Source organism: Croceibacterium ferulae, from assembly GCF_003660445.1.
GTDB lineage: Bacteria > Pseudomonadota > Alphaproteobacteria > Sphingomonadales > Sphingomonadaceae > Croceibacterium > Croceibacterium ferulae.
Genome location: NZ_QZVQ01000004.1, coordinates 50,037 through 69,667 on the forward strand (window position 1 = coordinate 50,037; position 19,631 = coordinate 69,667).

General features: G+C 65.4%; 31 protein-coding genes. 27 read left to right on the forward strand and 4 right to left on the reverse strand.

Annotated elements, in window-relative coordinates; all coding sequences use genetic code 11:
• Positions 1 to 44 precede the first annotated feature (44 nt).
• From tuf to rpmD, 21 genes are all read left to right on the forward strand, one after another.
• Positions 45 to 1,220, forward strand: a complete 1,176-nt coding sequence (tuf, locus tag D5S08_RS05470) for an elongation factor Tu (RefSeq protein WP_121116384.1) — start codon at positions 45 to 47, stop codon at positions 1,218 to 1,220.
• A gap of 155 nt (positions 1,221 to 1,375) precedes the next feature.
• Positions 1,376 to 1,687: a 30S ribosomal protein S10 gene (gene rpsJ, locus D5S08_RS05475; RefSeq protein ID WP_010234663.1), complete on the forward strand. Its 312-nt coding sequence runs from the start codon at positions 1,376 to 1,378 to the stop codon at positions 1,685 to 1,687.
• Between the two features lie 229 nt (positions 1,688 to 1,916).
• The gene (gene rplC, locus D5S08_RS05480; protein ID WP_121116386.1) at positions 1,917 to 2,804 is read left to right on the forward strand and encodes a 50S ribosomal protein L3; all 888 of its coding nucleotides are present in this window, start codon (positions 1,917 to 1,919) and stop codon (positions 2,802 to 2,804) included.
• 3 nt (positions 2,805 to 2,807) lie between these two features.
• Positions 2,808 to 3,431: a 50S ribosomal protein L4 gene (gene rplD, locus D5S08_RS05485; RefSeq protein WP_121116388.1), complete on the forward strand. Its 624-nt coding sequence runs from the start codon at positions 2,808 to 2,810 to the stop codon at positions 3,429 to 3,431.
• Positions 3,424 to 3,738, forward strand: a complete 315-nt coding sequence (locus D5S08_RS05490) for a 50S ribosomal protein L23 (RefSeq protein ID WP_039095563.1) — start codon at positions 3,424 to 3,426, stop codon at positions 3,736 to 3,738. Before rplD ends, D5S08_RS05490 begins: the two co-directional genes overlap by 8 nt.
• 4 nt (positions 3,739 to 3,742) lie before the next feature.
• Entirely contained in the window at positions 3,743 to 4,582 is an 840-nt protein-coding gene (rplB, locus tag D5S08_RS05495) for a 50S ribosomal protein L2 (RefSeq protein WP_121116390.1), read from the forward strand.
• A 6-nt stretch (positions 4,583 to 4,588) separates the two neighbouring features.
• The gene (gene rpsS, locus D5S08_RS05500) at positions 4,589 to 4,864 is read left to right on the forward strand and encodes a 30S ribosomal protein S19 (RefSeq protein WP_121116392.1); all 276 of its coding nucleotides are present in this window, start codon (positions 4,589 to 4,591) and stop codon (positions 4,862 to 4,864) included.
• Positions 4,864 to 5,241 (forward strand): 50S ribosomal protein L22, encoded by a 378-nt coding sequence (gene rplV / locus D5S08_RS05505; protein WP_121116394.1) that lies wholly within the window; start codon positions 4,864 to 4,866, stop codon positions 5,239 to 5,241. Before rpsS ends, rplV begins: the two co-directional genes overlap by 1 nt.
• A 1-nt stretch (position 5,242) precedes the next feature.
• A complete protein-coding gene (gene rpsC / locus D5S08_RS05510) occupies positions 5,243 to 5,938 on the forward strand; it encodes a 30S ribosomal protein S3 (protein ID WP_121116396.1) in 696 nt (231 codons plus the stop codon).
• A 24-nt stretch (positions 5,939 to 5,962) separates the two neighbouring features.
• Positions 5,963 to 6,397: a 50S ribosomal protein L16 gene (rplP, locus tag D5S08_RS05515; RefSeq protein WP_121116398.1), complete on the forward strand. Its 435-nt coding sequence runs from the start codon at positions 5,963 to 5,965 to the stop codon at positions 6,395 to 6,397.
• Entirely contained in the window at positions 6,397 to 6,603 is a 207-nt protein-coding gene (gene rpmC, locus D5S08_RS05520; RefSeq protein WP_121117021.1) for a 50S ribosomal protein L29, read from the forward strand. Before rplP ends, rpmC begins: the two co-directional genes overlap by 1 nt.
• 11 nt (positions 6,604 to 6,614) lie before the next feature.
• The gene (gene rpsQ, locus D5S08_RS05525) at positions 6,615 to 6,890 is read left to right on the forward strand and encodes a 30S ribosomal protein S17 (protein WP_121116400.1); all 276 of its coding nucleotides are present in this window, start codon (positions 6,615 to 6,617) and stop codon (positions 6,888 to 6,890) included.
• 119 nt (positions 6,891 to 7,009) lie between these two features.
• A complete protein-coding gene (rplN, locus tag D5S08_RS05530) occupies positions 7,010 to 7,378 on the forward strand; it encodes a 50S ribosomal protein L14 (protein ID WP_121116402.1) in 369 nt (122 codons plus the stop codon).
• Positions 7,378 to 7,698, forward strand: coding sequence for a 50S ribosomal protein L24 (gene rplX, locus D5S08_RS05535; protein WP_039095547.1), 321 nt, complete (start codon positions 7,378 to 7,380; stop codon positions 7,696 to 7,698). Before rplN ends, rplX begins: the two co-directional genes overlap by 1 nt.
• Positions 7,691 to 8,272, forward strand: a complete 582-nt coding sequence (rplE, locus tag D5S08_RS05540) for a 50S ribosomal protein L5 (RefSeq protein WP_121116404.1) — start codon at positions 7,691 to 7,693, stop codon at positions 8,270 to 8,272. Before rplX ends, rplE begins: the two co-directional genes overlap by 8 nt.
• Before the next feature lie 25 nt (positions 8,273 to 8,297).
• The gene (rpsN, locus tag D5S08_RS05545; protein ID WP_121116406.1) at positions 8,298 to 8,603 is read left to right on the forward strand and encodes a 30S ribosomal protein S14; all 306 of its coding nucleotides are present in this window, start codon (positions 8,298 to 8,300) and stop codon (positions 8,601 to 8,603) included.
• Between the two features lie 12 nt (positions 8,604 to 8,615).
• Positions 8,616 to 9,011 (forward strand): 30S ribosomal protein S8, encoded by a 396-nt coding sequence (gene rpsH / locus D5S08_RS05550; protein ID WP_121116408.1) that lies wholly within the window; start codon positions 8,616 to 8,618, stop codon positions 9,009 to 9,011.
• Entirely contained in the window at positions 9,011 to 9,544 is a 534-nt protein-coding gene (rplF, locus tag D5S08_RS05555) for a 50S ribosomal protein L6 (protein WP_121116410.1), read from the forward strand. The genes rpsH and rplF overlap by 1 nt, the downstream gene beginning before the upstream one ends.
• Entirely contained in the window at positions 9,544 to 9,888 is a 345-nt protein-coding gene (gene rplR, locus D5S08_RS05560; RefSeq protein WP_121116412.1) for a 50S ribosomal protein L18, read from the forward strand. Before rplF ends, rplR begins: the two co-directional genes overlap by 1 nt.
• Before the next feature lie 2 nt (positions 9,889 to 9,890).
• Positions 9,891 to 10,673 (forward strand): 30S ribosomal protein S5, encoded by a 783-nt coding sequence (gene rpsE / locus D5S08_RS05565; protein ID WP_121116414.1) that lies wholly within the window; start codon positions 9,891 to 9,893, stop codon positions 10,671 to 10,673.
• 6 nt (positions 10,674 to 10,679) lie between these two features.
• Positions 10,680 to 10,856 carry a 50S ribosomal protein L30 gene (rpmD, locus tag D5S08_RS05570; protein ID WP_121116416.1) on the forward strand — a complete coding sequence of 59 codons (177 nt, stop codon included), beginning with the start codon at positions 10,680 to 10,682 and terminating at the stop codon, positions 10,854 to 10,856.
• Positions 10,857 to 10,934: 78 nt separating this feature from the next.
• Here rpmD and D5S08_RS05575 read toward each other — a convergent pair whose 3' ends face one another.
• The 3 genes from D5S08_RS05575 to D5S08_RS05585 all read right to left on the reverse strand — a co-directional run bounded on the left by D5S08_RS05575 (position 10,935) and on the right by D5S08_RS05585 (position 13,791).
• Entirely contained in the window at positions 10,935 to 11,594 is a 660-nt protein-coding gene (locus D5S08_RS05575) for a glycosyltransferase family 4 protein (protein ID WP_162301930.1), read from the reverse strand.
• A 30-nt stretch (positions 11,595 to 11,624) separates the two neighbouring features.
• On the reverse strand, positions 11,625 to 12,185 hold the full coding sequence (locus tag D5S08_RS05580; RefSeq protein ID WP_126665495.1) for a hypothetical protein: 561 nt from the start codon (positions 12,183 to 12,185) through the stop codon (positions 11,625 to 11,627).
• A gap of 112 nt (positions 12,186 to 12,297) precedes the next feature.
• Positions 12,298 to 13,791: an O-antigen polymerase gene (locus tag D5S08_RS05585; protein WP_121116421.1), complete on the reverse strand. Its 1,494-nt coding sequence runs from the start codon at positions 13,789 to 13,791 to the stop codon at positions 12,298 to 12,300.
• A 314-nt stretch (positions 13,792 to 14,105) separates the two neighbouring features.
• Between D5S08_RS05585 and rplO the strand changes: the two genes are divergently transcribed.
• The 3 genes from rplO (at position 14,106) to D5S08_RS05600 (ending at position 16,783) form a co-directional block, all read left to right on the forward strand.
• Entirely contained in the window at positions 14,106 to 14,597 is a 492-nt protein-coding gene (gene rplO, locus D5S08_RS05590; RefSeq protein ID WP_121116423.1) for a 50S ribosomal protein L15, read from the forward strand.
• Between the two features lie 115 nt (positions 14,598 to 14,712).
• The gene (gene secY, locus D5S08_RS05595; protein WP_121116425.1) at positions 14,713 to 16,077 is read left to right on the forward strand and encodes a preprotein translocase subunit SecY; all 1,365 of its coding nucleotides are present in this window, start codon (positions 14,713 to 14,715) and stop codon (positions 16,075 to 16,077) included.
• Positions 16,078 to 16,132: 55 nt separating this feature from the next.
• Positions 16,133 to 16,783 carry an adenylate kinase gene (locus tag D5S08_RS05600; protein ID WP_121116427.1) on the forward strand — a complete coding sequence of 217 codons (651 nt, stop codon included), beginning with the start codon at positions 16,133 to 16,135 and terminating at the stop codon, positions 16,781 to 16,783.
• A gap of 134 nt (positions 16,784 to 16,917) precedes the next feature.
• On the opposite strand, the gene D5S08_RS05605 is transcribed toward D5S08_RS05600, so the two are convergent.
• Positions 16,918 to 17,136 (reverse strand): DUF2171 domain-containing protein, encoded by a 219-nt coding sequence (locus D5S08_RS05605; RefSeq protein ID WP_121116429.1) that lies wholly within the window; start codon positions 17,134 to 17,136, stop codon positions 16,918 to 16,920.
• Between the two features lie 187 nt (positions 17,137 to 17,323).
• Here D5S08_RS05605 and D5S08_RS05610 point away from each other — a divergent pair, with 187 nt between their 5' ends.
• From D5S08_RS05610 to D5S08_RS05620, 3 genes are all read left to right on the forward strand, one after another.
• A complete protein-coding gene (locus tag D5S08_RS05610) occupies positions 17,324 to 17,695 on the forward strand; it encodes a DUF4440 domain-containing protein (protein WP_121116431.1) in 372 nt (123 codons plus the stop codon).
• 24 nt (positions 17,696 to 17,719) lie between these two features.
• Positions 17,720 to 18,481: an energy transducer TonB gene (locus D5S08_RS05615; protein ID WP_121116433.1), complete on the forward strand. Its 762-nt coding sequence runs from the start codon at positions 17,720 to 17,722 to the stop codon at positions 18,479 to 18,481.
• A gap of 88 nt (positions 18,482 to 18,569) precedes the next feature.
• Entirely contained in the window at positions 18,570 to 19,625 is a 1,056-nt protein-coding gene (locus tag D5S08_RS05620) for a mannose-1-phosphate guanylyltransferase (RefSeq protein ID WP_121116435.1), read from the forward strand.
• Positions 19,626 to 19,631: the final 6 nt, after the last annotated feature.

A 19,631-nucleotide genomic window follows, 5' to 3' on the forward strand; every position in this document is an offset into this window, starting at 1 on the left:
CAGTCAGTACAGATCGACTTTCCAGAACAGAGGTTTTTGCAAAAATGGCTAAGGAAAAGTTCCAGCGGAACAAGCCGCACTGCAACATTGGCACCATCGGTCACGTCGACCATGGCAAGACCACGTTGACTGCGGCGATCACGAAGGTGCAGGGCGCGCCGATCGATTTCGCAAACATCGACAAGGCGCCGGAAGAGCGTGAGCGCGGCATCACCATCTCGACGGCCCACGTCGAGTACGAGACCGATGCCCGTCACTACGCGCACGTCGACTGCCCGGGTCACGCCGACTATGTGAAGAACATGATCACCGGCGCGGCGCAGATGGACGGCGCCATCCTGGTGGTGAACGCCGCCGACGGCCCGATGCCGCAGACCCGCGAGCACATCCTGCTCGCCCGTCAGGTCGGCGTGCCGGCCCTGGTCGTATACATGAACAAGGTCGATCAGGTCGACGACGAGGAAATCCTCGAGCTGGTCGAGCTGGAAGTGCGCGAGCTGCTGTCGTCTTACGATTTCGATGGCGACAACATCCCCATCATCAAGGGTTCGGCCCTGGCAGCACTGGAAGGCCGCAACCCCGAGATCGGCGAAAGCTCGATCAAGGCGCTGATGGAAGCCGTTGACCAGCACATCCCGCAGCCGGAGCGTCCGGTCGACCGTCCGTTCCTGATGCCGATCGAGGACGTGTTCTCGATCTCCGGCCGTGGCACCGTGGTGACCGGCCGCGTCGAGACCGGCATCGTCAAGGTGGGCGAGGAAGTCGAGATCGTCGGCATCAAGGACACCCAGAAGACTGTCGTCACCGGCGTCGAGATGTTCCGGAAGCTGCTGGACAGCGGTGAAGCCGGCGACAACATCGGTGCCCTGATCCGCGGCGTCGCCCGCGAGGCGGTGGAGCGTGGCCAGGTCCTGGCGAAGCCCGGCACCGTGAACCCGCACACCGAGTTCAGCGCCGAGGTCTACGTGCTGTCGAAGGAAGAGGGTGGCCGTCACACGCCGTTCTTCGCCAACTACCGCCCGCAGTTCTACTTCCGCACCACCGACGTCACCGGCGAGGTCATCCTCCCCGAGGGCACCGAGATGGTGATGCCGGGTGACAACGTGACGATCAGCGTGAAGCTGATCGCGCCGATCGCGATGGACGAAGGCCTGCGCTTCGCCATCCGTGAAGGCGGCCGCACCGTCGGTTCTGGGGTTGTCAGCTCCATCACGAAGTAATATAGGCGCCTTCGCTGACAGGGAATCGCTCCCTGTCAGCCAGGTTTCGAAGGGGCCGCCCCTTCCCGGGCAACCGGTGAGGCGGGCGGCTCCTCTTTGTTTTGGGAGGTGCCTCGCTGGCACTCCTTTGGCTCTTTCGCATCGGTAAGCAGGACATGGACGCTCAGAACATCCGCATTCGCCTCAAGGCCTTCGATCACCGCGTGCTTGATCAGGCGACTGGCGAAATCGCGGACACCGCACGCCGCACCGGCGCGCTGATCCGGGGTCCTATCCCGCTGCCGACGCGCATCGAGAAGTTCACCGTGAACCGCGGCCCGCACATCGACAAGAAGTCGCGCGAGCAGTTCGAGGTGCGCACCTACAAGCGACTGCTCGATATCGTGCAGCCCAACGCCCAGACCGTGGACGCGCTGATGAAGCTGGACCTGGCTGCCGGCGTGAACGTGGAGATCAAGCTGGCCTGAGTGCCGGTCTGATCCACCAGGTCTTTCCGGTCGGACGCTAAACGGGCCGGGCAAGTTTCTGCTGCCGCATCGCGGTGTGCATATCGGGATACCGCCGGCATTCAGCCGGGCTGCGTCCCCCGTCTCGCCCCGCTGTGGGGCACCTGGCCCGGACGGGGCGACGCATGACAATCAGGGCCGGCACGCCCACGGGATGGTCCCGTGGGCCTCTGTTAAGGAGCTGTGCAACATGCGCACAGGCGTGATCGCAAGGAAAGTCGGGATGACCCGCTTGTTTCAGGCGGACGGTCGGCACGTGCCGGTAACCGTCCTTGCCCTGGACGAGTGTCAGGTCGTGTCCCATCGCACCCTTGATCGTGATGGTTACTATTCCGTGCAGGTCGGCGCGGGTGAAGCGAAGCAGAAGAACGTTGCCAAGCCGCAGCGTGAAGCCTTCGCCCAGGCCGATGTCTCCCTGAAGAAGAAGGTCGCCGAGTTCCGGGTTGACGACGAGAACGGGCTGCTGCCCGTCGGCTCGCACATCTCGGCCGAGCACTTCATTGCCGGCCAGATGGTCGATGTTTCCGGTCATACGCAGGGCAAGGGCTTTGCCGGCGTGATGAAGCGCTGGAACTTCGGCGGTCTGCGTGCCAGCCATGGTGTGTCCCTCAGCCACCGTTCGCACGGTTCGACGGGCCAGCGGCAGGATCCGGGCAAGGTCTTCAAGAACAAGAAGATGGCCGGTCACATGGGTGATCGTCAGCGCACCCAGCAGAACCTGGAGATCGTGCGTACGGATGCCGATCGCGGCCTGCTGTTCGTCAAGGGCTCCGTCCCTGGCGCCAAGAACGCCTGGCTGCTGGTGCGTGACGCCGTGAAGCTGCCCATGCCCGAAGGTGCGCCGTTCCCCGGTGCAGTGCTGGAGCGCAAGAGCACCGTGATCGAGCATGAGGAAGCGCCGGCCGGTCTGGTCGAGAGCGCCGCCGAGCATGCAGTCGACACCGGGCCGACCACCGAAGAGGCCGCCGCCCTGCTCGCAGAGCAGCAGGCTGGCGCCGGTGACGATGTCACCCCGGCTGTTGGCGACAACAACGACGCGGCGGGCACCCCTGCTGCTGACCAGAACAAGGAGGGCTGAGCCGTGAAGGTTGCAGTTCAGAAGCTTGACGGCGGCAGTGCCGGCGACATCGAGCTGAGCGATGCCGTGTTCGGCCTGGAGCCGCGCGCTGACATCCTTCACCGGGTCGTCACCTGGCAGCTGGAGAACCGTCGCGGCACCGCCCGCGCGACCCGCGAGCGTTCCGACGTCGCGCGTACCGGCAAGAAGTTCGGTCGTCAGAAGGGTGGCGGTACTGCCCGTCACGGTGATCGCGCGGCCCCGATCTTCATCGGCGGCGGCAAGGCCCATGGTGCGCGCCGGCGTGACTTCGAGCAGTCGCTCAACAAGAAGCTGCGCGCGCTGGGCCTGAAGATGGCCCTGTCTGCCAAGGCTCGCGACGGCCTGGTGGTCGTGGACAGCCTGGAACTGGCCGATGCCAAGACCAAGGCGCTTGCCGCAACCTTCGGCAGCAATGGCTGGAACGGCAAGGTGCTGGTGATCGACGGCGAGGCGGTGGAAAACGGCTTCCGTCTGGCCGCCGGCAACCTGCCGGGTGTCAACGTCCTGCCGGCCGTGGGCGCCAACGTCTACGACATCCTGAAGCATGACACGCTGGTGCTGACCCGCTCCGCTGTCGAGAAGCTGGAGGCCCGGTTCAATGGCTAACAAGCAGGAAATCGACGCGCGTCACTATGACGTGATCCTGGCGCCGCACATCACGGAAAAGGCCACGCTGCTCTCCGAGCACAACGCCACCGTGTTCAAGGTGTCGGGCGACGCGACCAAGCCGCAGATCAAGGCGGCCGTGGAGGCTCTGTTCGGCCGCAAGGTCAAGAGCGTCAACACGCTGGTCACCAAGGGCAAGTCGAAGCGCTGGAAGGGCAAGGCCTACACCCGCTCCGACGTGAAGAAGGCGGTCGTGACCCTCGTCGAGGGTCAGGACCCGATCGACATCACCGAAGGCGTGAGCTGATCCGATGGCACTGAAGAACTACAATCCGACCAGCCCGGGCCGCCGTGGCCTGATCCTCGTCGACAAGTCGGCGCTGTACAAGGGCAAGCCCGTCAAGGCGCTGACCGAAGGCAAGCGCAAGACCGGCGGCCGCAACAACAAGGGCCATGTGACGAGCCGCGGCATGGCCGGCGGTCACAAGCAGAAGTACCGCTATATCGACTTCAAGCGTCGCAAGTGGGACATGCCGGCAACCGTGGAGCGGCTGGAATACGATCCCAACCGCACTGCGTTCATCGCGCTGATCACCTACCAGGATGGCGAACAGGCCTATATCCTGGCTCCGAGCCGCATGGCTCCGGGTGACACGGTGGTGGCTGGCGAGCGCGTCGACACCAAGCCGGGCAACGCGATGCTGCTGGGCCAGATGCCGGTCGGCACCATCTGCCACAATGTGGAGATGAAGCCGGGCAAGGGCGGGCAGATCGCCCGTTCGGCCGGCACCTATGTGCAGCTGGTCGGTCGTGACCGGAACATGGTGATCGTGCGCCTGAACAGCGGCGAGCAGCGTTACCTGCGGTCCGACTGCATGGGCACGGTCGGTTCGGTGTCGAACCCCGACAACTCGAACCAGAACTTCGCCAAGGCCGGCCGCAAGCGGTGGATGGGCGTGAAGCCGCTGACCCGCGGCGTCGCCAAGAACCCGGTCGATCACCCGCATGGTGGTGGCGAGGGTCGCACTTCGGGTGGTCGTCACCCGGTCACGCCGTGGGGCAAGCCGACCAAGGGCGCCCGCACCCGGCATAACAAGCAGACCGACAAGATGATCATCCGCTCGCGTCACGCCAAGAAGAAGAAGGGGTAAGCGACCATGGCTCGTTCCGTCTGGAAAGGTCCGTTCGTGGAACTGTCCCTGCTGAAGAAGGCAGAGGACGCACAGGACACGGGTGGCCGCGCGCCGATCAGGACCTGGTCGCGTCGCTCAACCATCCTTCCGCAATTCGTCGGCCTGACGTTCAGCGTCTATAATGGCCACAAGTTCATCCCGGTGTCCGTCAACGAGGACATGGTCGGCCACAAGCTTGGCGAGTTCGCGCCTACGCGCAGCTTCCCCGGCCATGCCGCCGACAAGAAGGGCAAGCGATAATGAGCAAGGCAAAGGCTCCCCGCCGGGTTGGCGAGAACGAGGCTCTGGCCGTCGGCACCACCATTCGTGGTTCCGCCCAGAAGCTGAACCTCGTCGCCGGCCTGATCCGCGGCAAGCGTGCGGAAGAGGCGCTGAACATCCTCTCCTTCTCCAAGAAGGCGATGGCCGTGGATGCCCGCAAGGTGTTGGCTTCCGCCATCGCCAATGCGGAGAACAACCACGATCTCGATGTGGACGCGCTGGTCGTGGCCGAGGCGAGCGTCGGCAAGTCGATCACCATGAAGCGTTTCCACACGCGCGGTCGTGGCAAGTCCACCCGGATCCTGAAGCCGTTCAGCCGGCTGCGGATCGTCGTGCGCGAAGTGGAGGAGGCGTAACATGGGTCACAAGAGCAATCCGATCGGTCTGCGCCTGCAGATCAACCGTACTTGGGACAGCCGCTGGTATGCCGAGGGCGCTGACTATGCTCAGCTGCTCAAGGAAGACATCATGCTGCGCAAGTACATCATGAGCAGTCTGCCGCAGGCCGCAATCAGCAAGGTCGTGATCGAGCGTCCTGCCAAGCTGTGCCGCATCTCCATCTTTGCTGCACGTCCTGGCGTGATCATCGGCAAGAAGGGCGCGGACATCGAGAAGCTGCGCGCCAAGCTGGCCACCATGACCAAGAGCGACGTGAAGCTGAACATCGTGGAGATCCGCAAGCCGGAGATCGACGCCAAGCTCGTGGCGCAGGGCATCGCCGACCAGCTGGTCCGCCGCGTGGCGTTCCGCCGGGCAATGAAGCGCGCCATGCAGTCCGCCATGCGTCTGGGTGCCGAAGGCATCAAGATCATGTGCGGCGGCCGTCTTGGCGGTGCGGAAATCGCGCGGGTCGAGCAGTATCGCGAGGGCCGGGTGCCGTTGCACACGCTGCGCGCCAATGTCGACTATGCCGACGCCGAGGCGCTGACCGCCTATGGCATCATCGGCATCAAGGTGTGGGTCTTCAAGGGCGAGATCCTGGGGCATGACCCGATGGCGCAGGACCGGCTGATGATGGAGGCTCAAACCTCCGGCGTCCGTCCGGCCCGCTGATCGGAAAAAGGCTGAGTAGAGACCATGCTGCAACCGAAAAAAACCAAGTTCCGCAAGATGTTCAAGGGCAAGATCCATGGTCTTGCCAAGGGCGGCGCGGAGCTGAACTTCGGGTCCTATGGCCTGAAGGCCATGGAGCCGGAGCGTATCACCGCCCGCCAGATCGAGGCCGCCCGCCGGGCGATCACGCGTCACATCAAGCGCCAGGGGCGTCTGTGGATCCGCGTGTTCCCCGACGTGCCGGTGTCCAAGAAGCCGGCCGAAGTCCGTCAGGGCAAGGGCAAGGGCTCCATTGAATATTGGGCGGCGCGCGTTAAGCCGGGCCGTATCCTGTTCGAGCTGGACGGCGTGCCCGGCCCGCTGGCAGCCGAAGCGTTCGAGCGTGCGGCCATGAAGCTGCCGATCAAGACCAAGGTCGTTGCCCGTCTGGGCGACACCTCGCACCTGGGAGGCGAATGATGGCCAAGGTGGAAGACCTGCGCACCAAGACCGACGACCAGCTGGCTGACCAGCTGGTGGAGCTCAAGCGCGAACAGTTCAACCTGCGCTTCCAGGCGGCGACGAGCCAGCTGGAACGCCCGGCCCGCATCCGCGAGGTCCGCCGTCAGATCGCGCAGATCAAGACCCTGCAGGGCGAGCGCATGCGCGCCGCCGTGCAGGCGTAAGGAGTTACACCATGCCCAAGCGTATCCTGATCGGGACGGTCGTCTCCGACAAGATGGACAAGACGGTGACGGTCAAGGTGGAGCGCAAGGTCAAGCACCCGCTCTACGGAAAGATCATCCGTCAGTCGAAGAAGTACCATGCGCACGACGAGGCGAACGAGTTTCACCCCGGCGATCGCGTGCGGATCGAGGAGACGCGCCCGCTCTCCAAGACCAAGACGTGGAACGTGCTTGACCGCGTCCAGGCCGGCAAGGGCGAGGCACTCGAGGCCGATCTCGAAGGATAAATCCGTGGCTGACAAGCGGGCTGGCTTGCTCTATGGGGCCGCCTCCCGCTGCTTGGCCGCAGGGGTTTTTGGAACTGCCGGACTGGTTCCGGCAAGCCGAGTGAAAAGGAACCGGATCAATGATCCAGATGCAATCAACGCTGGACGTCGCTGACAATAGCGGCGCCAAGCGCGTCCAGTGCATCAAGGTGCTGGGCGGATCTAAGCGCCGCACTGCGAGCGTGGGCGACGTGATCGTCGTCTCCGTGAAGGAAGCGCAGCCGCGTGCCCGCGTGAAGAAGGGTGACGTTCACCGCGCGGTGATCGTCCGCACCCGCAAGGATGTGCGCCGTGCCGATGGCACCGTGATCCGTTTCGACAGCAATGCTGCCGTGCTGGTGAACAAGAGCGAGGAGCCGATCGGCACCCGCATCTTCGGCCCCGTGGTGCGCGAACTGCGCAGCCGTGGCTTCATGAAGATCATCAGCCTCGCGCCGGAGGTGCTGTAATGGGCGCCGCGAAGATCCGGAAGGGCGACAAGGTCGTCGTCCTGAGCGGCAAGGACAAGGGGCGCACCGGCACGGTGAGCCAGGTCCTGCCCAAGGACGGCAAGGTTGTGGTGGACGGCGTTAATGTCGCCGCGCGCCACCGCAAGCCGACCCAGACCAATCCGCAGGGCGGCATCGAGCGTGCCCCCGCCCCGATGGCGGTGGCCAAGGTCGCCGTCGCCGATCCCAAGGATGGCAAGCCCACCCGCGTCCGCTTCGAGGAGCGTGATGGCAAGAAGGTGCGCGTGGCCGTCAAGTCCGGTGAGACGATCGATGGCTGAAACCTACACCCCGCGCCTCAAGACCGACTACAATGACCGCATCGCCCAGGCGATGATGGAAAAGTTCGGCTACGCCAACCGGATGGAGATCCCCCGGCTGGAGAAGATCACGCTCAACATGGGTGTGGGCGAAGCGAGCCAGGACAAGAAGAAGGTCCAGACCGCCGCCGAGGAAATGGAGCTGATCGCAGGCCAGAAGCCGGTGATCACCAAGGCCAAGAAGTCGATCGCCCAGTTCAAGCTGCGCGAAGGCATGCCGATCGGTTGCAAGGTGACCCTGCGCCGTGAACGCATGTACGAGTTCCTGGACCGTCTGGTGACCGTGGCCATGCCGCGCATCCGCGACTTTCGTGGCCTGAACCCGCGGTCCTTCGATGGTCATGGCAACTACGCCATGGGCCTGAAGGAGCAGATCATCTTCCCGGAGATCAGCTACGACCGCATCGAGAAGGTGCGTGGCATGGATATCATCGTGACCACCACCGCCAAGACCGACGATGAAGCGCGCGAGCTGCTGCGCCTGTTCGGTTTCCCCTTCCCGGCCGCCGAGGCCGAAGAAAAGCAGGCGGCCTAAGGCCGCCGCAGGAGAGCTTAAGTCCATGGCGAAACTGAGTTCCATCAACAAGAACGAGAAGCGCAAGCAGCTCGTGAAGAAGTATGCGGCGCGCTACGAGAAGCTGAAGGCGACCGCGAACGACCAGAACCTCGACGAAGGTGAACGGTTGATCGCGCGGCTGAAGCTGGCGGAAATCCCCCGCAACGGCAACCCGACCCGCGTGCGCAACCGCTGCGCCACCACCGGCCGCCCGCGCGGCTATTATCGCAAGTTCGGCCTGAACCGGATCGAGCTGCGGGATCTGGCCAACAAGGGCATGATCCCCGGTGTGACCAAGTCGAGCTGGTGAGGACACGTTAAGATGGCGATGACCGATCCCCTGGGTGACATGCTCACCCGCATCCGCAATGGACAGCAGGCCAAGAAGGACTCCGTCCTGAGCCCCGCGTCCAAGCTCCGCGCCAACGTGCTGGAAGTGCTCCAGCGTGAAGGCTACATCCGTGGCTGGTCGCAGGACGAGTCCGGCAAGCATCCCGCGCTGCGAATCGAACTGAAGTATTTCGAAGGCCAGCCCGCGATCAAGCATGTGGCCCGCGTGTCCAAGCCCGGCCGCCGCGTCTACTCCGGCAGCCGCGAGCTGCCGACCGTGCGCAACGGCCTGGGCATTTCCATCGTCTCGACGCCGCGTGGCGTGCTTTCCGACGCGGAAGCACGGGCGCAGAATGTCGGTGGCGAAGTGCTGGCGGAGGTTTTCTGATGAGCCGCATCGGCAAGAAGCCGGTGGTGATCCCGAACGGCGTCACCGCCAATATCGACGGCAAGGTGCTGAGCGTGAAGGGCCCCAAGGGTACCCTGACGCTGGGCCTGTCCGAATTGGTCAAGTACGAGCTGGAAGACGGCGCCATTGCCGTCACCCCGGCCAATGACAGCAAGGCGGCGCGCAGCCACTGGGGCATGCAGCGCACGCTGGTGTCCAACCTGGTGGAAGGCGTCACTGCCGGCTTCACCAAGGTGCTGAACATCACCGGCGTCGGCTACCGTGCCGCTGCGCAGGGCCGCAACCTGAAGCTGCAGCTCGGCTACAGCCACGATGTCGACATCGCCGTGCCGGAAGGCCTGGAGGTGAAGACTCCGGACCAGACCACGATCGAGATCAGCGGCAATGACAAGCAGGCCGTCGGCCAGCTCGCCGCCGAGATCCGTCGCTGGCGCAAGCCGGAGCCCTACAAGGGCAAGGGCATCCGCTATCGCGGCGAGTTCATCTTCCGCAAGGAAGGGAAGAAGAAGTAATGGCCAAGCTTTCCCTGTTCGAACGCCGCCGTCGCCGCGTGCGTACCGCGCTGCGCAAGCGTGGCGGTGCCCGCCCGCGTCTGTCCGTGCATCGGTCCGGCCGGCACATCTACGCCCAGGTGATCGACGATGCTGCGGGCCGCACTGTGGCCGCAGCCTCCACGCTGGGCGTCTCGGCCTCCGGCGCCAATATCGACGCGGCAGTCGAGGTCGGTCGCAAGATCGCCGAGGCTGCTGTGGCAGCTGGCGTGACGACCGTCGTGTTCGATCGCGGCGGATACCTGTTCCATGGCCGCGTCAAGGCGCTGGCTGATGCCGCTCGTGCCGGCGGGCTGGAGTTCTAAGAATGGCAGACGAAACCGAAAACCCGATCGCGACGACCCCGTCGGAAGCGTTCGAAAATCAGTCGGCTGCCGGCGCTGAGCCCAGCCAGCCTGCCCGTGAAGGTCAGGGTCGCGATGGCGGCCAGCGCGGTGCGCGCGGCGGCCGTGGCGGCGGTGGCCCCGGCGGCAACCGTGATGGCGGCCGTGGCGGCAATCGTGACGGCCGTGGCCGTGGCGGGCGGCGTGACGATCGTCGTGACGACGATGGTGGCGAGGAGCTGATCGAGAAGCTGGTCCACATCAACCGCGTGTCCAAGACGGTGAAGGGCGGCAAGCGCTTCGGCTTCGCGGCACTGGTCGTGGTCGGCGATGGCAAGGGCCGGGTCGGCTTTGGCCATGGCAAGGCGCGCGAAGTGCCGGAGGCGATCACCAAGGCGACTGCCGCTGCCAAGAAGAAGATGATCCGCGTTGCGTTGAAGGACGGCCGCACGCTGCACCATGACGGCATGGGTCACTTCGGCGCGGGCAAGGTCAATGTGCGGTCCGCTCCGGCGGGTACCGGGATCATTGCCGGCGGCCCGATGCGTGCGGTGTTCGAGAGCCTGGGCGTGGCGGATGTCGTGACCAAGTCGATCGGCACCTCCAATCCCTACAACATGATCCGCGCCACTTTCGACGCGCTGGGTGAGCAGACCTCGCCCAAGTCCGTCGCGCAGCGTCGCGGCAAGCGCGTTGCGGACCTGCTGGGCCGTGGCGGCGCTGGCGAGGCGGCGGCCGAGGCCGCTGCCGAAGCCATTGTGGAGTAACAGAACATGGCGACCATCAAGCTGAAGCAGATCGGTTCTCCGATCCGTCGCCCCGAGGCCCAGAAGAAGATCCTGGTCGGTCTGGGCCTGGGCAAGATGCACCGCGTCGTGGAGGTGCAGGACACCCCCGAAGTGCGCGGCGCCATCGCTCGACTGCCGCACATGGTGGCTGTGGTCGACTGACCCGGCTGCCTTTGCAGGCACAGGAATGACCCCGGCGCAGGCAACTGCGCTGGGGTTTTTCGTATCTGACGTCGCGGGTCAGGCTGGCGGCAGGCTGTCCAGCAGGGCGCCGATCCGTTGCCGGTATCTGGCAAAGGTGTAGTTCGTGCTTTCCTTCTGGGCGGCAAGACGCCACGCGTTCATCCGCTCGCGATCCTGGATCGGCACCAGCATCGCCTCGGCGACGGCCTCAACCGTTTGCTCGGGCAGGAGCAGCCCGCATTCAGGCGTGACGCCATTGCCTGCCATGGGCGACTGGATCAGTGCGAGCCCGCTCGCCAGCGCCTCCAGCAGAGAGATGGCCGAACCTTCGAAATAGCTCGGAAACACCAGCACATGATGGCTTGCCATGATGCCTGGCACCTCTCGGCGGGGGACGTGAGGGATGTGCGTGAAACGGTCAGCGTAACGGGCAAAGGTCGCCGGCGGGCTGGTGATCTCGCCCAGGAGGGTCAGGGTGAACCGGTCGCGCGGCAGGTGATCAAGCGCCTGCAGCAGCAGGTGCAGCCCCTTGCGCGGGCCGAGATGGCCGACGAGCAGGAAGCGGACCGGCTCGTCATCGCGGACCGGTGCAGGGGTTGGCTGGTGGCCGAACAAGGCTTCGTCGAAGCAGTAGGGCAGCACCCGCAGCTTGTCGGCCACGCCCGGGACGGCCGATTCGGCGGCCACGGTGTCGGCGCAGGTGCGGCTGCCGGCCACGATGATGTCGGCCAGGGCGTATTCTGCATCCTACTGCTGCAGCAGGTGGTCCGGCACCGGGGTGCTCTTCCTGGCGAACCAGTCCGGCCATTGGGTCTGCAGTTCGGCCATGGTCCGGTTCAGTGCGCGGTTATCACCGATCGTCCGATCGAGAATGCAGGTGCGCCCGTGCCGGCGACCATGCTCGAACGCCTCGCGCGCGCTGTTGTCGTAGCCCCACAGCGCGAACGGCTCGGGCCTGGCGATCTCGCGTGCAAGCGCCTTGCCGAACCGCCGGTTGCCGCGGATGTCGAACCAACGGCCCAGCTTGAAGAAGCCGGCCCGCTGGGCCATCCGCTCCAGCCATTCTTCGACTCCGAAGGTCTTGACCAGCGCAGGATCCAGGCCGGGGGCCTCGAACCGGCGGAACTCGCGCGCCAGCTTGGGGCCGACCGGGGCGGGAAGCCGGTCCAGGATATAGGGCCAGCGATCGGGTTGGTAGAAAATGGACGTGGCGTACCATTGCAACCGGTCCAGTTCCTGCAATGCCCGCGCGGTCTGCCAGCTGTGCTGGGTACCCGGGTGGAATACTGCAACGCTGCTGTTTACCATCTGAGACTTTCTCCGGCAGCCGCGACTTCGGGGCGTGCTCAGTGCCCGAACGCACCCCTTCGGCTCGGCAATGATGTGCAGGTCGGTACCAGGCCCGTGGGCGGGCCTGAGCTTAACCGTGACCGTGCATTCTTGCGATGCGGCGTGACCTTGGCGTTGCGGGCATGACCTGTCCGGCGAGGTGGGGCTCTGGTGCCGGCGGAACTGCGGACGCGCCGGACGCATGCAGCCGGCGGCGGTGTCGCGCCGATGTCGGACCGATCGGCCCGGTGCTGCCGCCGCTTCCTGAAGCAGACCTCGCGTTGTGGGCAAGGTAATAGGAAACGAGCGCCAGCGCGATGATCGGTATGTAGTAGAACTGGACGACCTTGAGGATGCTCATGATCGAGCCGTCACGATACATGATGGGCGAGATCGCAGCCATGGTCATGTATGCGACCGTCGCTGCTATTCCGCCGTTGCCACGAACATAGGCACGATAGGCCCAGCCGAAGATCGCGCCAAACAGGCCCGCCCAGATGATCACGCCGACATAGCCGGCGGCCGCCCATCCCGCTCCGGCAATGGAAGCGGTTGCACCAAGCGGTTGGGAGTAGCGGTAAAGCTCGTACATCTGGATTGGCGGGCCGACCGGCTTGCCCGGCCAGAGTGCACGCGGGATCGGCTCGGTGAATATCTGGAGATTGTGGACGAAGTAATTATAGGTCCCGGTGCGCTCCGGTATCGCCCAGATCAGCATCTCCAGGAATTCCATGTTCGCCAGGTCCATGGTCTCCAGCGGTTTCAACTCCCGCTTGGAACTGACGACAACGGATTGTTCTTCGACACCGATCGTGGTGCGGATTCCTGCGCCCCGATCGTCACCAATCGCGGCAAACACCAACCAGCCGGCTGCAAGGGCGGGCAGGATTGCAAGACTGGGCCAGCGCCGCCGCTGATCCAGCATGTACAGCATCCCGATGATCACAGCGGCGGTAACGACCTGCCCGCGTCCGCCGCTGGCAAGTTTCAGGACCGCGTAACAGGCAAATGGCAGCAGGCTCCACCATTTGAAACGCGCGAGATAGGGAATGATCGCCACGATCGGTGCAAGCAGCAAGGCGAGATTGATGAAGTAGCCATTCGCACCGACAAGGTAGCCTGCGCCGGTCCGCGCATCGATCTTGCGGAATTCGTTGATGTCCGTCGTCGCGGCTGTGCCCATGGCGGACAGGATCGACCAGAGACCCAGCACGGCAAGTATCGCCGCGATCAGCCAGTATGCCCGCAGCAGTGGCATGCGCCGGTCTGTGTGAGATGCGCTCTGGCTGAAGGATACCGGCTGATTGGCCAAGGCCATGCATACCGCACCGAAGGAGAGAAGGGCGAGGTTTGCGCATATCAGCGCGGCGGAGCGATCCCACTCCGTCGGCTGGAAGCCGATCGCATCGTACAATGTACGATACTCGTAGATCTGCGAGAAGATCGGCCGCACCGTGAAGACCACGCCGTGGAATGCCAGGTAATAGGTCATAGGGTGGTAGAAAGAAGACGCCGGGTGCCGCAGGTACCAGGCACATGCGGCCAGGAAGATGACCACCGTCACGGCCAGCATGAACTCGTACATACGCTGCTCTCGCCTTCCGACTGCCTCGTGACCGGGCCGCGACATCGCGCACCGGCGACCGCCTCGCGCTTGCCCGGTATGTGGGCGATCTAGCCCGGTGAGGGGGGCGATGACAGCACTTTGTGTACGAGCTGCAGTCGCCTGGCTCCCGAGGGTTGCTCCTGCACGGAGTTGTGTGTTGCAGGACTGCCGCTTCTTGCCCCGATGCCACGGCAGGCATGCCCGCAGAGTGCAGGGTGGACGAACCGCTCCTGTTCCGCTAACGGCCCCGCTTCCATCCAATCGGCGCGACCAGAGCGAAAGCGAGTGCACTTATGAAACTGACAGAAATCCGCGACAATCCCGGCGCCCGCCATCGCAAGATGCGCGTGGGCCGCGGTATCGGTTCCGGCAAGGGCAAGACGGCCGGCCGTGGCCAGAAGGGCCAGAAGGCGCGCTCCGGCGTGGCCATCAAGGGCTTCGAAGGCGGCCAGATGCCGCTGCACATGCGGCTGCCGAAGCGCGGCTTCAACAACATCTTCCGCAAGGATTATGCGGAAGTGAACCTGGGCCAGATCCAGAAGCTGATCGATTCGGGCAAGCTCGACACGGGCTCCGTGATCGATCACGCCGCGCTGAAGGCTGCGGGCGTTGCGCGCGGCGGCAAGCATGGCGTGCGCCTGCTGGCCAAGGGCGCGCTGACCTCCACGGCGCAGTTCAAGGTCGCTGGCGCTTCCGCCGGTGCCCTGAGCGCGGTGCAGCAGGTTGGCGGTTCGGTCGAAGTGACCGTTGCGCCCAAGGCTGCCGCGCAGGACGCCGCTGAATAAGCATGGGTAACGGGCGGGCGGGGTTCCTGTAACCCCGGCCGCCCCCTATATGGCGGACCTCCACAGGGGGGCGGGGGCACCAGTGCCGCCCGGCCAGCGAAGGCTTACACGCACAATGGCATCACGCGCCGACAATATCGCCAGCAATATGAGCCTTGCCAATTTCGGCAAGGCGACGGAGCTGAAGCAGCGTATCTGGTTCACGGTCGGGGCACTGATCGTCTTCCGGTTCCTCAGCTTCGTGCCGCTGCCCGGCGTCAACCCGCTGATCCTGTCGACGCTGTACGACCAGACGCGCGGCGGCATCCTGGATCTGTTCAATACCTTTTCGGGCGGTTCGCTCGAGCGCATGAGCCTGATCGCGCTTGGCGTGATGCCCTACATCACCGCGTCCATCGTGGTGCAGCTGGCGGCTGCGCTGCATCCTTCGCTGATGGCGCTGAAGAAGGAAGGCGAGGCCGGCCGCAAGAAGCTGAACCAGTACACCCGCTATGGCGCGGTGCTGCTGTGTGCGGTGCAGGGCTGGTTCCTCGCCTCCGGGCTCGAGGCCTATGGCGCGCAGAGCGGCCTGCAGGCGGTCGTGGATCCGGGCGTCATGTTCCGCGTGATCGCGGTCGTGAACCTGATCGGCGGCACCATGTTCCTGCTGTGGCTGGGCGAACAGATCACCAGTCGCGGGATCGGCAACGGCGTCTCGCTGATCATCATGGCCGGCATCGTCGCGCAGTTCCCGACCTTCATCGGCAACCTGTTCGAAGGCGGGCGTTCGGGATCGATCAGCCCGGTGCTGATCATCGGCCTGATCGCGATGATCGTGGCGCTGATCCTGGGCATCTGCTTCATGGAGCGGGCCCAGCGCCGGCTGCTGATCCAGTACCCCAAGCGAGCCAGCGCCCGTGGCATGATGCAGGCCGATCGCAGCCATCTGCCGCTGAAGCTCAACACTGCGGGCGTGATCCCGCCGATCTTCGCCAGTTCGCTGCTGCTGCTGCCGCTGACCATCACGCAGTTCGCCGGCAACGCGACCGATACGGAAAGCGTCGGCTATGGCGTGGTGCAGACGCTGAACCAGTATCTGCAGCACGGCGCGCCGCTGTACATGCTGCTCTATGCGGCCGGCATCATCTTCTTCTGTTTCTTCTACACCGCGGTGGTCTTCAATCCGGAGGAAACGGCGGAGAACCTGAAGAAGAATGGCGGCTTCATCCCCGGCATTCGCCCGGGCAAGCGCACCTCCGACTATCTGGATCATGTGCTGACGCGCATCACGGTGCTCGGCGCGATCTATCTGACGATCGTGTGCGTCGTGCCTGAATATGTGATTGCGCAGACCGGGCTGCCGCTGTTCCTTGGCGGTACCAGCCTGCTGATCGTGGTGAACGTGACGGTCGACACGATCACGCAGATCCAGTCGCATCTGCTGGCACATCAGTATGGCGACCTGATCCGCAAAGCGAAGCTGAAGGGCCGCATGCGCTGACGACTACCGCGCCGGCAAACGGCGTGGAGCTGAGCTGAGGGGGAGACGAGGGCCGATGAACATCATCCTGTTGGGGCCGCCGGGTGCGGGCAAGGGCACGCAATCCTCGCTGCTGGTGCAGCATCATGGCATGCGCCAGCTGTCCACGGGTGACATGCTGCGCGCCGCCGTTGCCGCGCAGACGCCGATCGGCGTCAAGGCCAAGGCGATCATGGATGCCGGGCAATTGGTGTCGGACGAGATCGTATCCGCCCTGATCGATGCCGAGCTGGCGGCAATGGAGCCGACCACCGGCGCCATCTTCGACGGCTATCCCCGGACGGCGGCGCAGGCCGACGCGCTGGACGCGATCCTGGCACGGCATGGTCGCCAGCTCGACATGGTGATCGAACTCGCGGTGGACGAGGACGAGCTCGTCCGTCGCATCACCGGCCGCTTCTCCTGCGCCAATTGCGGGGAAGGCTATCACGATACGTCGAAGCAGCCTGCGGTGGCAGAGACCTGCGACCGGTGCGGCGCGCACGAGTTCAAGCGTCGTCCGGACGATAATGAGGGCACCGTGCGCAAGCGCATGCAGATCTACCGCGAAGAGACCGCGCCCATCCTGCCGGGCTACGAACAGCGGGGCATCGTCAATCGTCTGGATGGCATGGCGCCGATCGAACAGGTGACTGCCGCTATAGAGGCGCTGCTGGCGACCGCCTGAACCCCGTGGCCCGGCCGGGCCTGGGCCTTGCACAAGTGAAAAGCCCCGACACGCCAGGGGGGAAGCGTGTCGGGGCTATAGGTCCTCCGGCCGGTCGGGGGGGGAGATAGGCCGGAGGAGGATCGACGGTCCGGTCAGCTCCCTTGCGGGGTCATGGTGCCTTCCTTGAGGTACACCCGGTTGTCATCGATCCGATCCACGGCATCCAGCGGAAGATAATGGTGCATGTTGTCGGCGCTGTCGGTCCGGGTCAGCTTGATCCGGTCGCCCTCGACATCATCCACCGTCCCGACATGCTGACCAGCGGCATCGGTCACTTCCATGTGCTCCTTGATGCGCAGCTTTTCGAACATCGGGGATCTCCTGTTGTCTCGTGTTCGGCGGCTCAACGGGCGACGCCGTGCCCCTGTTCCGCGGTTTGTCGCACGAGCCGCACGGCTGGTGAAATGCTTCTCCCGGGTGTCAGGCCGGGGCACATAACCTGCCTGCCGCGCATTGATGGGGCAACCGAGGCAACAGCCAACAGGAGCAGGCACGACCATGGACGACAACCGGATCTGGCAGTTCGAGCGCGAACTGTGGCTTGGCGGCGGAGACGTCTATCGCGAGCGGGTGGCAAAGGAATGCTTGATGGCCCTGCCGTCCGAACCCTTTATCTTCGATGGCGAGAGCGCGACCCGCGCGGTCGAGAATACCCCGCGCTGGGCGGAGGTCGATTTTGCCGACCAGAAGGTGGAGCGGCCCCATCGCGGACTGATCGTCATCGCCTATCGCGCCCAGGCGAAGCGCGATGGCGAGAGCTATCATGCGCTCGCCACGTCCACCCTGATGCAGCTGGAACATGAGGAATGGGTTGTCGTGCAGCATTCGCAGACGCCGCTGGGTGTGATGGTCGCCGACCCGGAAGCCTGAGGCACCCTGCGTCACGACCAGACAATGCGGTATGACCCTGGCCAGCGGCCTCCACGCTGGGGAACGCTGGCCCTGGTGATCGGCCTGCACGGCGCGGCATTAGCCGGGCTGGTGCAGGCCTTCGCTCCCGATCTTGCAGGCCAGGCGGCGGGGCAGGCCGCGCGCCTGGTTGCGGTGTTTGACCCGCTTCCGCCCCCACCGCCTCCTCCCGCACCGCCGCCGCCCGTTCCGCAGCCGGCCCCTGTCGCCGCTCCGGCACCGGAGCCCGAGGAGGGCGCCAGCGCTCCGCCCGCGCCACGCGCGACGCCGCGTCCGGTTGCGATCCCGACGCCGGAGATACCTGTCTCCCGCGTCACCCTGCCCGCCCCTCCGGTAAGCGCCGATGGCGCTGATGCCCGATCGGGCGCAGCGGCGGCAGGAGCCGGGACAGGTGGTGGCGGTGAGGGTTCGGGAACGGGCAGCGGCATGAGCGGGCAGGGGCAGGGCGGCGGCGGCGGCGCGATCACGGGCCCGGTGAAGATCGCCGGCACCATCAACGATGCCCGCGATTACCCCACGCCGCGCGGCGGACGTGAGATCCGGCGGGGACATGCCGTGGTCGTGCACATGGTCGTGGGGGTGGATGGGCGCGCGCGCGAATGCCGCGTGGTGGAGGCGAGCCCCGACCCGGAAGCGGACCGCCGCACCTGCCAGCTGGCGGAGGAGCGCTTCCGCTTCCGCCCCGCGCGCAACGCCGCGGGGGACCCGGTGGCGGCGGCTTATGGCTGGCGGCAGGAGTGGTTCTGACCCGATCGTTGCGCTGCAACAATGGCGATGACAGCCTGCGCTACAAAGGTTAGGCCGCAATCAACTTTTCTTCAGACGAGGTGCGGCAATGGCGGCGATTCATCCGGTGGTCCTGAGCGGCGGCAACGGCACCCGGCTGTGGCCGCGCAGCCGCAAGACCATGCCCAAGCCGTTTCTGCCGCTGGTGGGGGAACGCACCCTGTTCGAAGCGACGCTGGGCCGCTGCGCCGGGGATGACCGCTTCGCCAGCGCCACCATCGTGACAGGGGCGGCGCACCTGGCCCATGTGCAGGCGCAGGCGGCGGCCTTCCCCGGCACACAGGTGATCGTGGAGCCGGAAGGCAAGAACACCGCGCCGGCCATCGCGCTCGCCGCCGCGCGACTGCCGGAAGAGGCGATCATGCTGGTCTGCCCCAGCGATCACCACATCGCCGACACCACCGCCTTCACCCGTGCGGCCTGCGTCGCGGCGACGCTGGCCGGAGAAGACTGGCTGGTTGCGCTCGGCATCGCGCCCACTCACCCCGAAACCGGCTATGGCTACATCCTGCGCGGTGATCCGATCCCCGGCGGCTTCGCGGTGCAGCGCTTTGTGGAAAAGCCCGACAGCGCCACGGCGAGGGCGTTCCTGGCGAACGGCAATTACAGCTGGAACGGCGGCATCTTCGCCTTTCGCGCCGGCGCCTTCCTCGCCGCGCTGGAGCGTTACCGCCCCGAGATGGCCGCGCTGGTCCGCCGATCGGTGGACGGCGGCCGCAGCGAAGGCGCGTTGCTCTTCCCCGATGCTGACAGCTTTGCCGAAATCGCGGAGGAATCGGTGGATTATGCGGTCATGGAAGAAACCGACCGCGCGGCGGTGGTGCCGGCGGTGATGGGCTGGTCTGACATCGGCAACTGGCACGCGCTGCGTGATGCGCGCATCAGCGGCGCGGCGGGGCTGGGCCTGGAAGATGGCGCCAACGCCGTGATCGGCAATGTCGAACTGGTCGATTGCCGCGGCGTGCTGGCGGAGACGGACGGACCACGCGTCTCCGTGATCGGGCTGGAGGACATCGCCGTGGTGGTGGATGGCGGGGAGGTGCTGGTGACCAGCATGTCCGGCGCGCAGAAGGTCGGCAAGCTGACGGGCGCCACCAGCCAGTAGGCGGTG

What these genes read in the sequence shown, in the direction of transcription:
- D5S08_RS05585 (WP_121116421.1), bottom strand. Translation starts at nt 13,791, where the DNA reads ATGTACGAGTTCATGCTGGCCGTGACGGTGGTCATCTTCCTGGCCGCA.
- rpsH (WP_121116408.1), top strand. Translation starts at nt 8,616, where the DNA reads ATGGCGATGACCGATCCCCTGGGTGACATGCTCACCCGCATCCGCAAT.
- D5S08_RS05605 (WP_121116429.1), bottom strand. Translation starts at nt 17,136, where the DNA reads ATGTTCGAAAAGCTGCGCATCAAGGAGCACATGGAAGTGACCGATGCC.
- rpsJ (WP_010234663.1), top strand. Translation starts at nt 1,376, where the DNA reads ATGGACGCTCAGAACATCCGCATTCGCCTCAAGGCCTTCGATCACCGC.
- rplO (WP_121116423.1), top strand. Translation starts at nt 14,106, where the DNA reads ATGAAACTGACAGAAATCCGCGACAATCCCGGCGCCCGCCATCGCAAG.
- rpsE (WP_121116414.1), top strand. Translation starts at nt 9,891, where the DNA reads ATGGCAGACGAAACCGAAAACCCGATCGCGACGACCCCGTCGGAAGCG.
- D5S08_RS05615 (WP_121116433.1), top strand. Translation starts at nt 17,720, where the DNA reads ATGCGGTATGACCCTGGCCAGCGGCCTCCACGCTGGGGAACGCTGGCC.
- secY (WP_121116425.1), top strand. Translation starts at nt 14,713, where the DNA reads ATGGCATCACGCGCCGACAATATCGCCAGCAATATGAGCCTTGCCAAT.
- rpsQ (WP_121116400.1), top strand. Translation starts at nt 6,615, where the DNA reads ATGCCCAAGCGTATCCTGATCGGGACGGTCGTCTCCGACAAGATGGAC.
- rplB (WP_121116390.1), top strand. Translation starts at nt 3,743, where the DNA reads ATGGCACTGAAGAACTACAATCCGACCAGCCCGGGCCGCCGTGGCCTG.
- rpsN (WP_121116406.1), top strand. Translation starts at nt 8,298, where the DNA reads ATGGCGAAACTGAGTTCCATCAACAAGAACGAGAAGCGCAAGCAGCTC.
- rplX (WP_039095547.1), top strand. Translation starts at nt 7,378, where the DNA reads ATGGGCGCCGCGAAGATCCGGAAGGGCGACAAGGTCGTCGTCCTGAGC.
- rplN (WP_121116402.1), top strand. Translation starts at nt 7,010, where the DNA reads ATGATCCAGATGCAATCAACGCTGGACGTCGCTGACAATAGCGGCGCC.
- D5S08_RS05580 (WP_126665495.1), bottom strand. Translation starts at nt 12,185, where the DNA reads ATGGTAAACAGCAGCGTTGCAGTATTCCACCCGGGTACCCAGCACAGC.
- rpsS (WP_121116392.1), top strand. Translation starts at nt 4,589, where the DNA reads ATGGCTCGTTCCGTCTGGAAAGGTCCGTTCGTGGAACTGTCCCTGCTG.
- rpmD (WP_121116416.1), top strand. Translation starts at nt 10,680, where the DNA reads ATGGCGACCATCAAGCTGAAGCAGATCGGTTCTCCGATCCGTCGCCCC.
- tuf (WP_121116384.1), top strand. Translation starts at nt 45, where the DNA reads ATGGCTAAGGAAAAGTTCCAGCGGAACAAGCCGCACTGCAACATTGGC.
- rplR (WP_121116412.1), top strand. Translation starts at nt 9,544, where the DNA reads ATGGCCAAGCTTTCCCTGTTCGAACGCCGCCGTCGCCGCGTGCGTACC.
- rplF (WP_121116410.1), top strand. Translation starts at nt 9,011, where the DNA reads ATGAGCCGCATCGGCAAGAAGCCGGTGGTGATCCCGAACGGCGTCACC.
- rplV (WP_121116394.1), top strand. Translation starts at nt 4,864, where the DNA reads ATGAGCAAGGCAAAGGCTCCCCGCCGGGTTGGCGAGAACGAGGCTCTG.
- D5S08_RS05490 (WP_039095563.1), top strand. Translation starts at nt 3,424, where the DNA reads ATGGCTAACAAGCAGGAAATCGACGCGCGTCACTATGACGTGATCCTG.
- D5S08_RS05610 (WP_121116431.1), top strand. Translation starts at nt 17,324, where the DNA reads ATGGACGACAACCGGATCTGGCAGTTCGAGCGCGAACTGTGGCTTGGC.
- rpsC (WP_121116396.1), top strand. Translation starts at nt 5,243, where the DNA reads ATGGGTCACAAGAGCAATCCGATCGGTCTGCGCCTGCAGATCAACCGT.
- rpmC (WP_121117021.1), top strand. Translation starts at nt 6,397, where the DNA reads ATGGCCAAGGTGGAAGACCTGCGCACCAAGACCGACGACCAGCTGGCT.
- D5S08_RS05620 (WP_121116435.1), top strand. Translation starts at nt 18,570, where the DNA reads ATGGCGGCGATTCATCCGGTGGTCCTGAGCGGCGGCAACGGCACCCGG.
- rplC (WP_121116386.1), top strand. Translation starts at nt 1,917, where the DNA reads ATGCGCACAGGCGTGATCGCAAGGAAAGTCGGGATGACCCGCTTGTTT.
- D5S08_RS05600 (WP_121116427.1), top strand. Translation starts at nt 16,133, where the DNA reads ATGAACATCATCCTGTTGGGGCCGCCGGGTGCGGGCAAGGGCACGCAA.
- rplP (WP_121116398.1), top strand. Translation starts at nt 5,963, where the DNA reads ATGCTGCAACCGAAAAAAACCAAGTTCCGCAAGATGTTCAAGGGCAAG.
- rplE (WP_121116404.1), top strand. Translation starts at nt 7,691, where the DNA reads ATGGCTGAAACCTACACCCCGCGCCTCAAGACCGACTACAATGACCGC.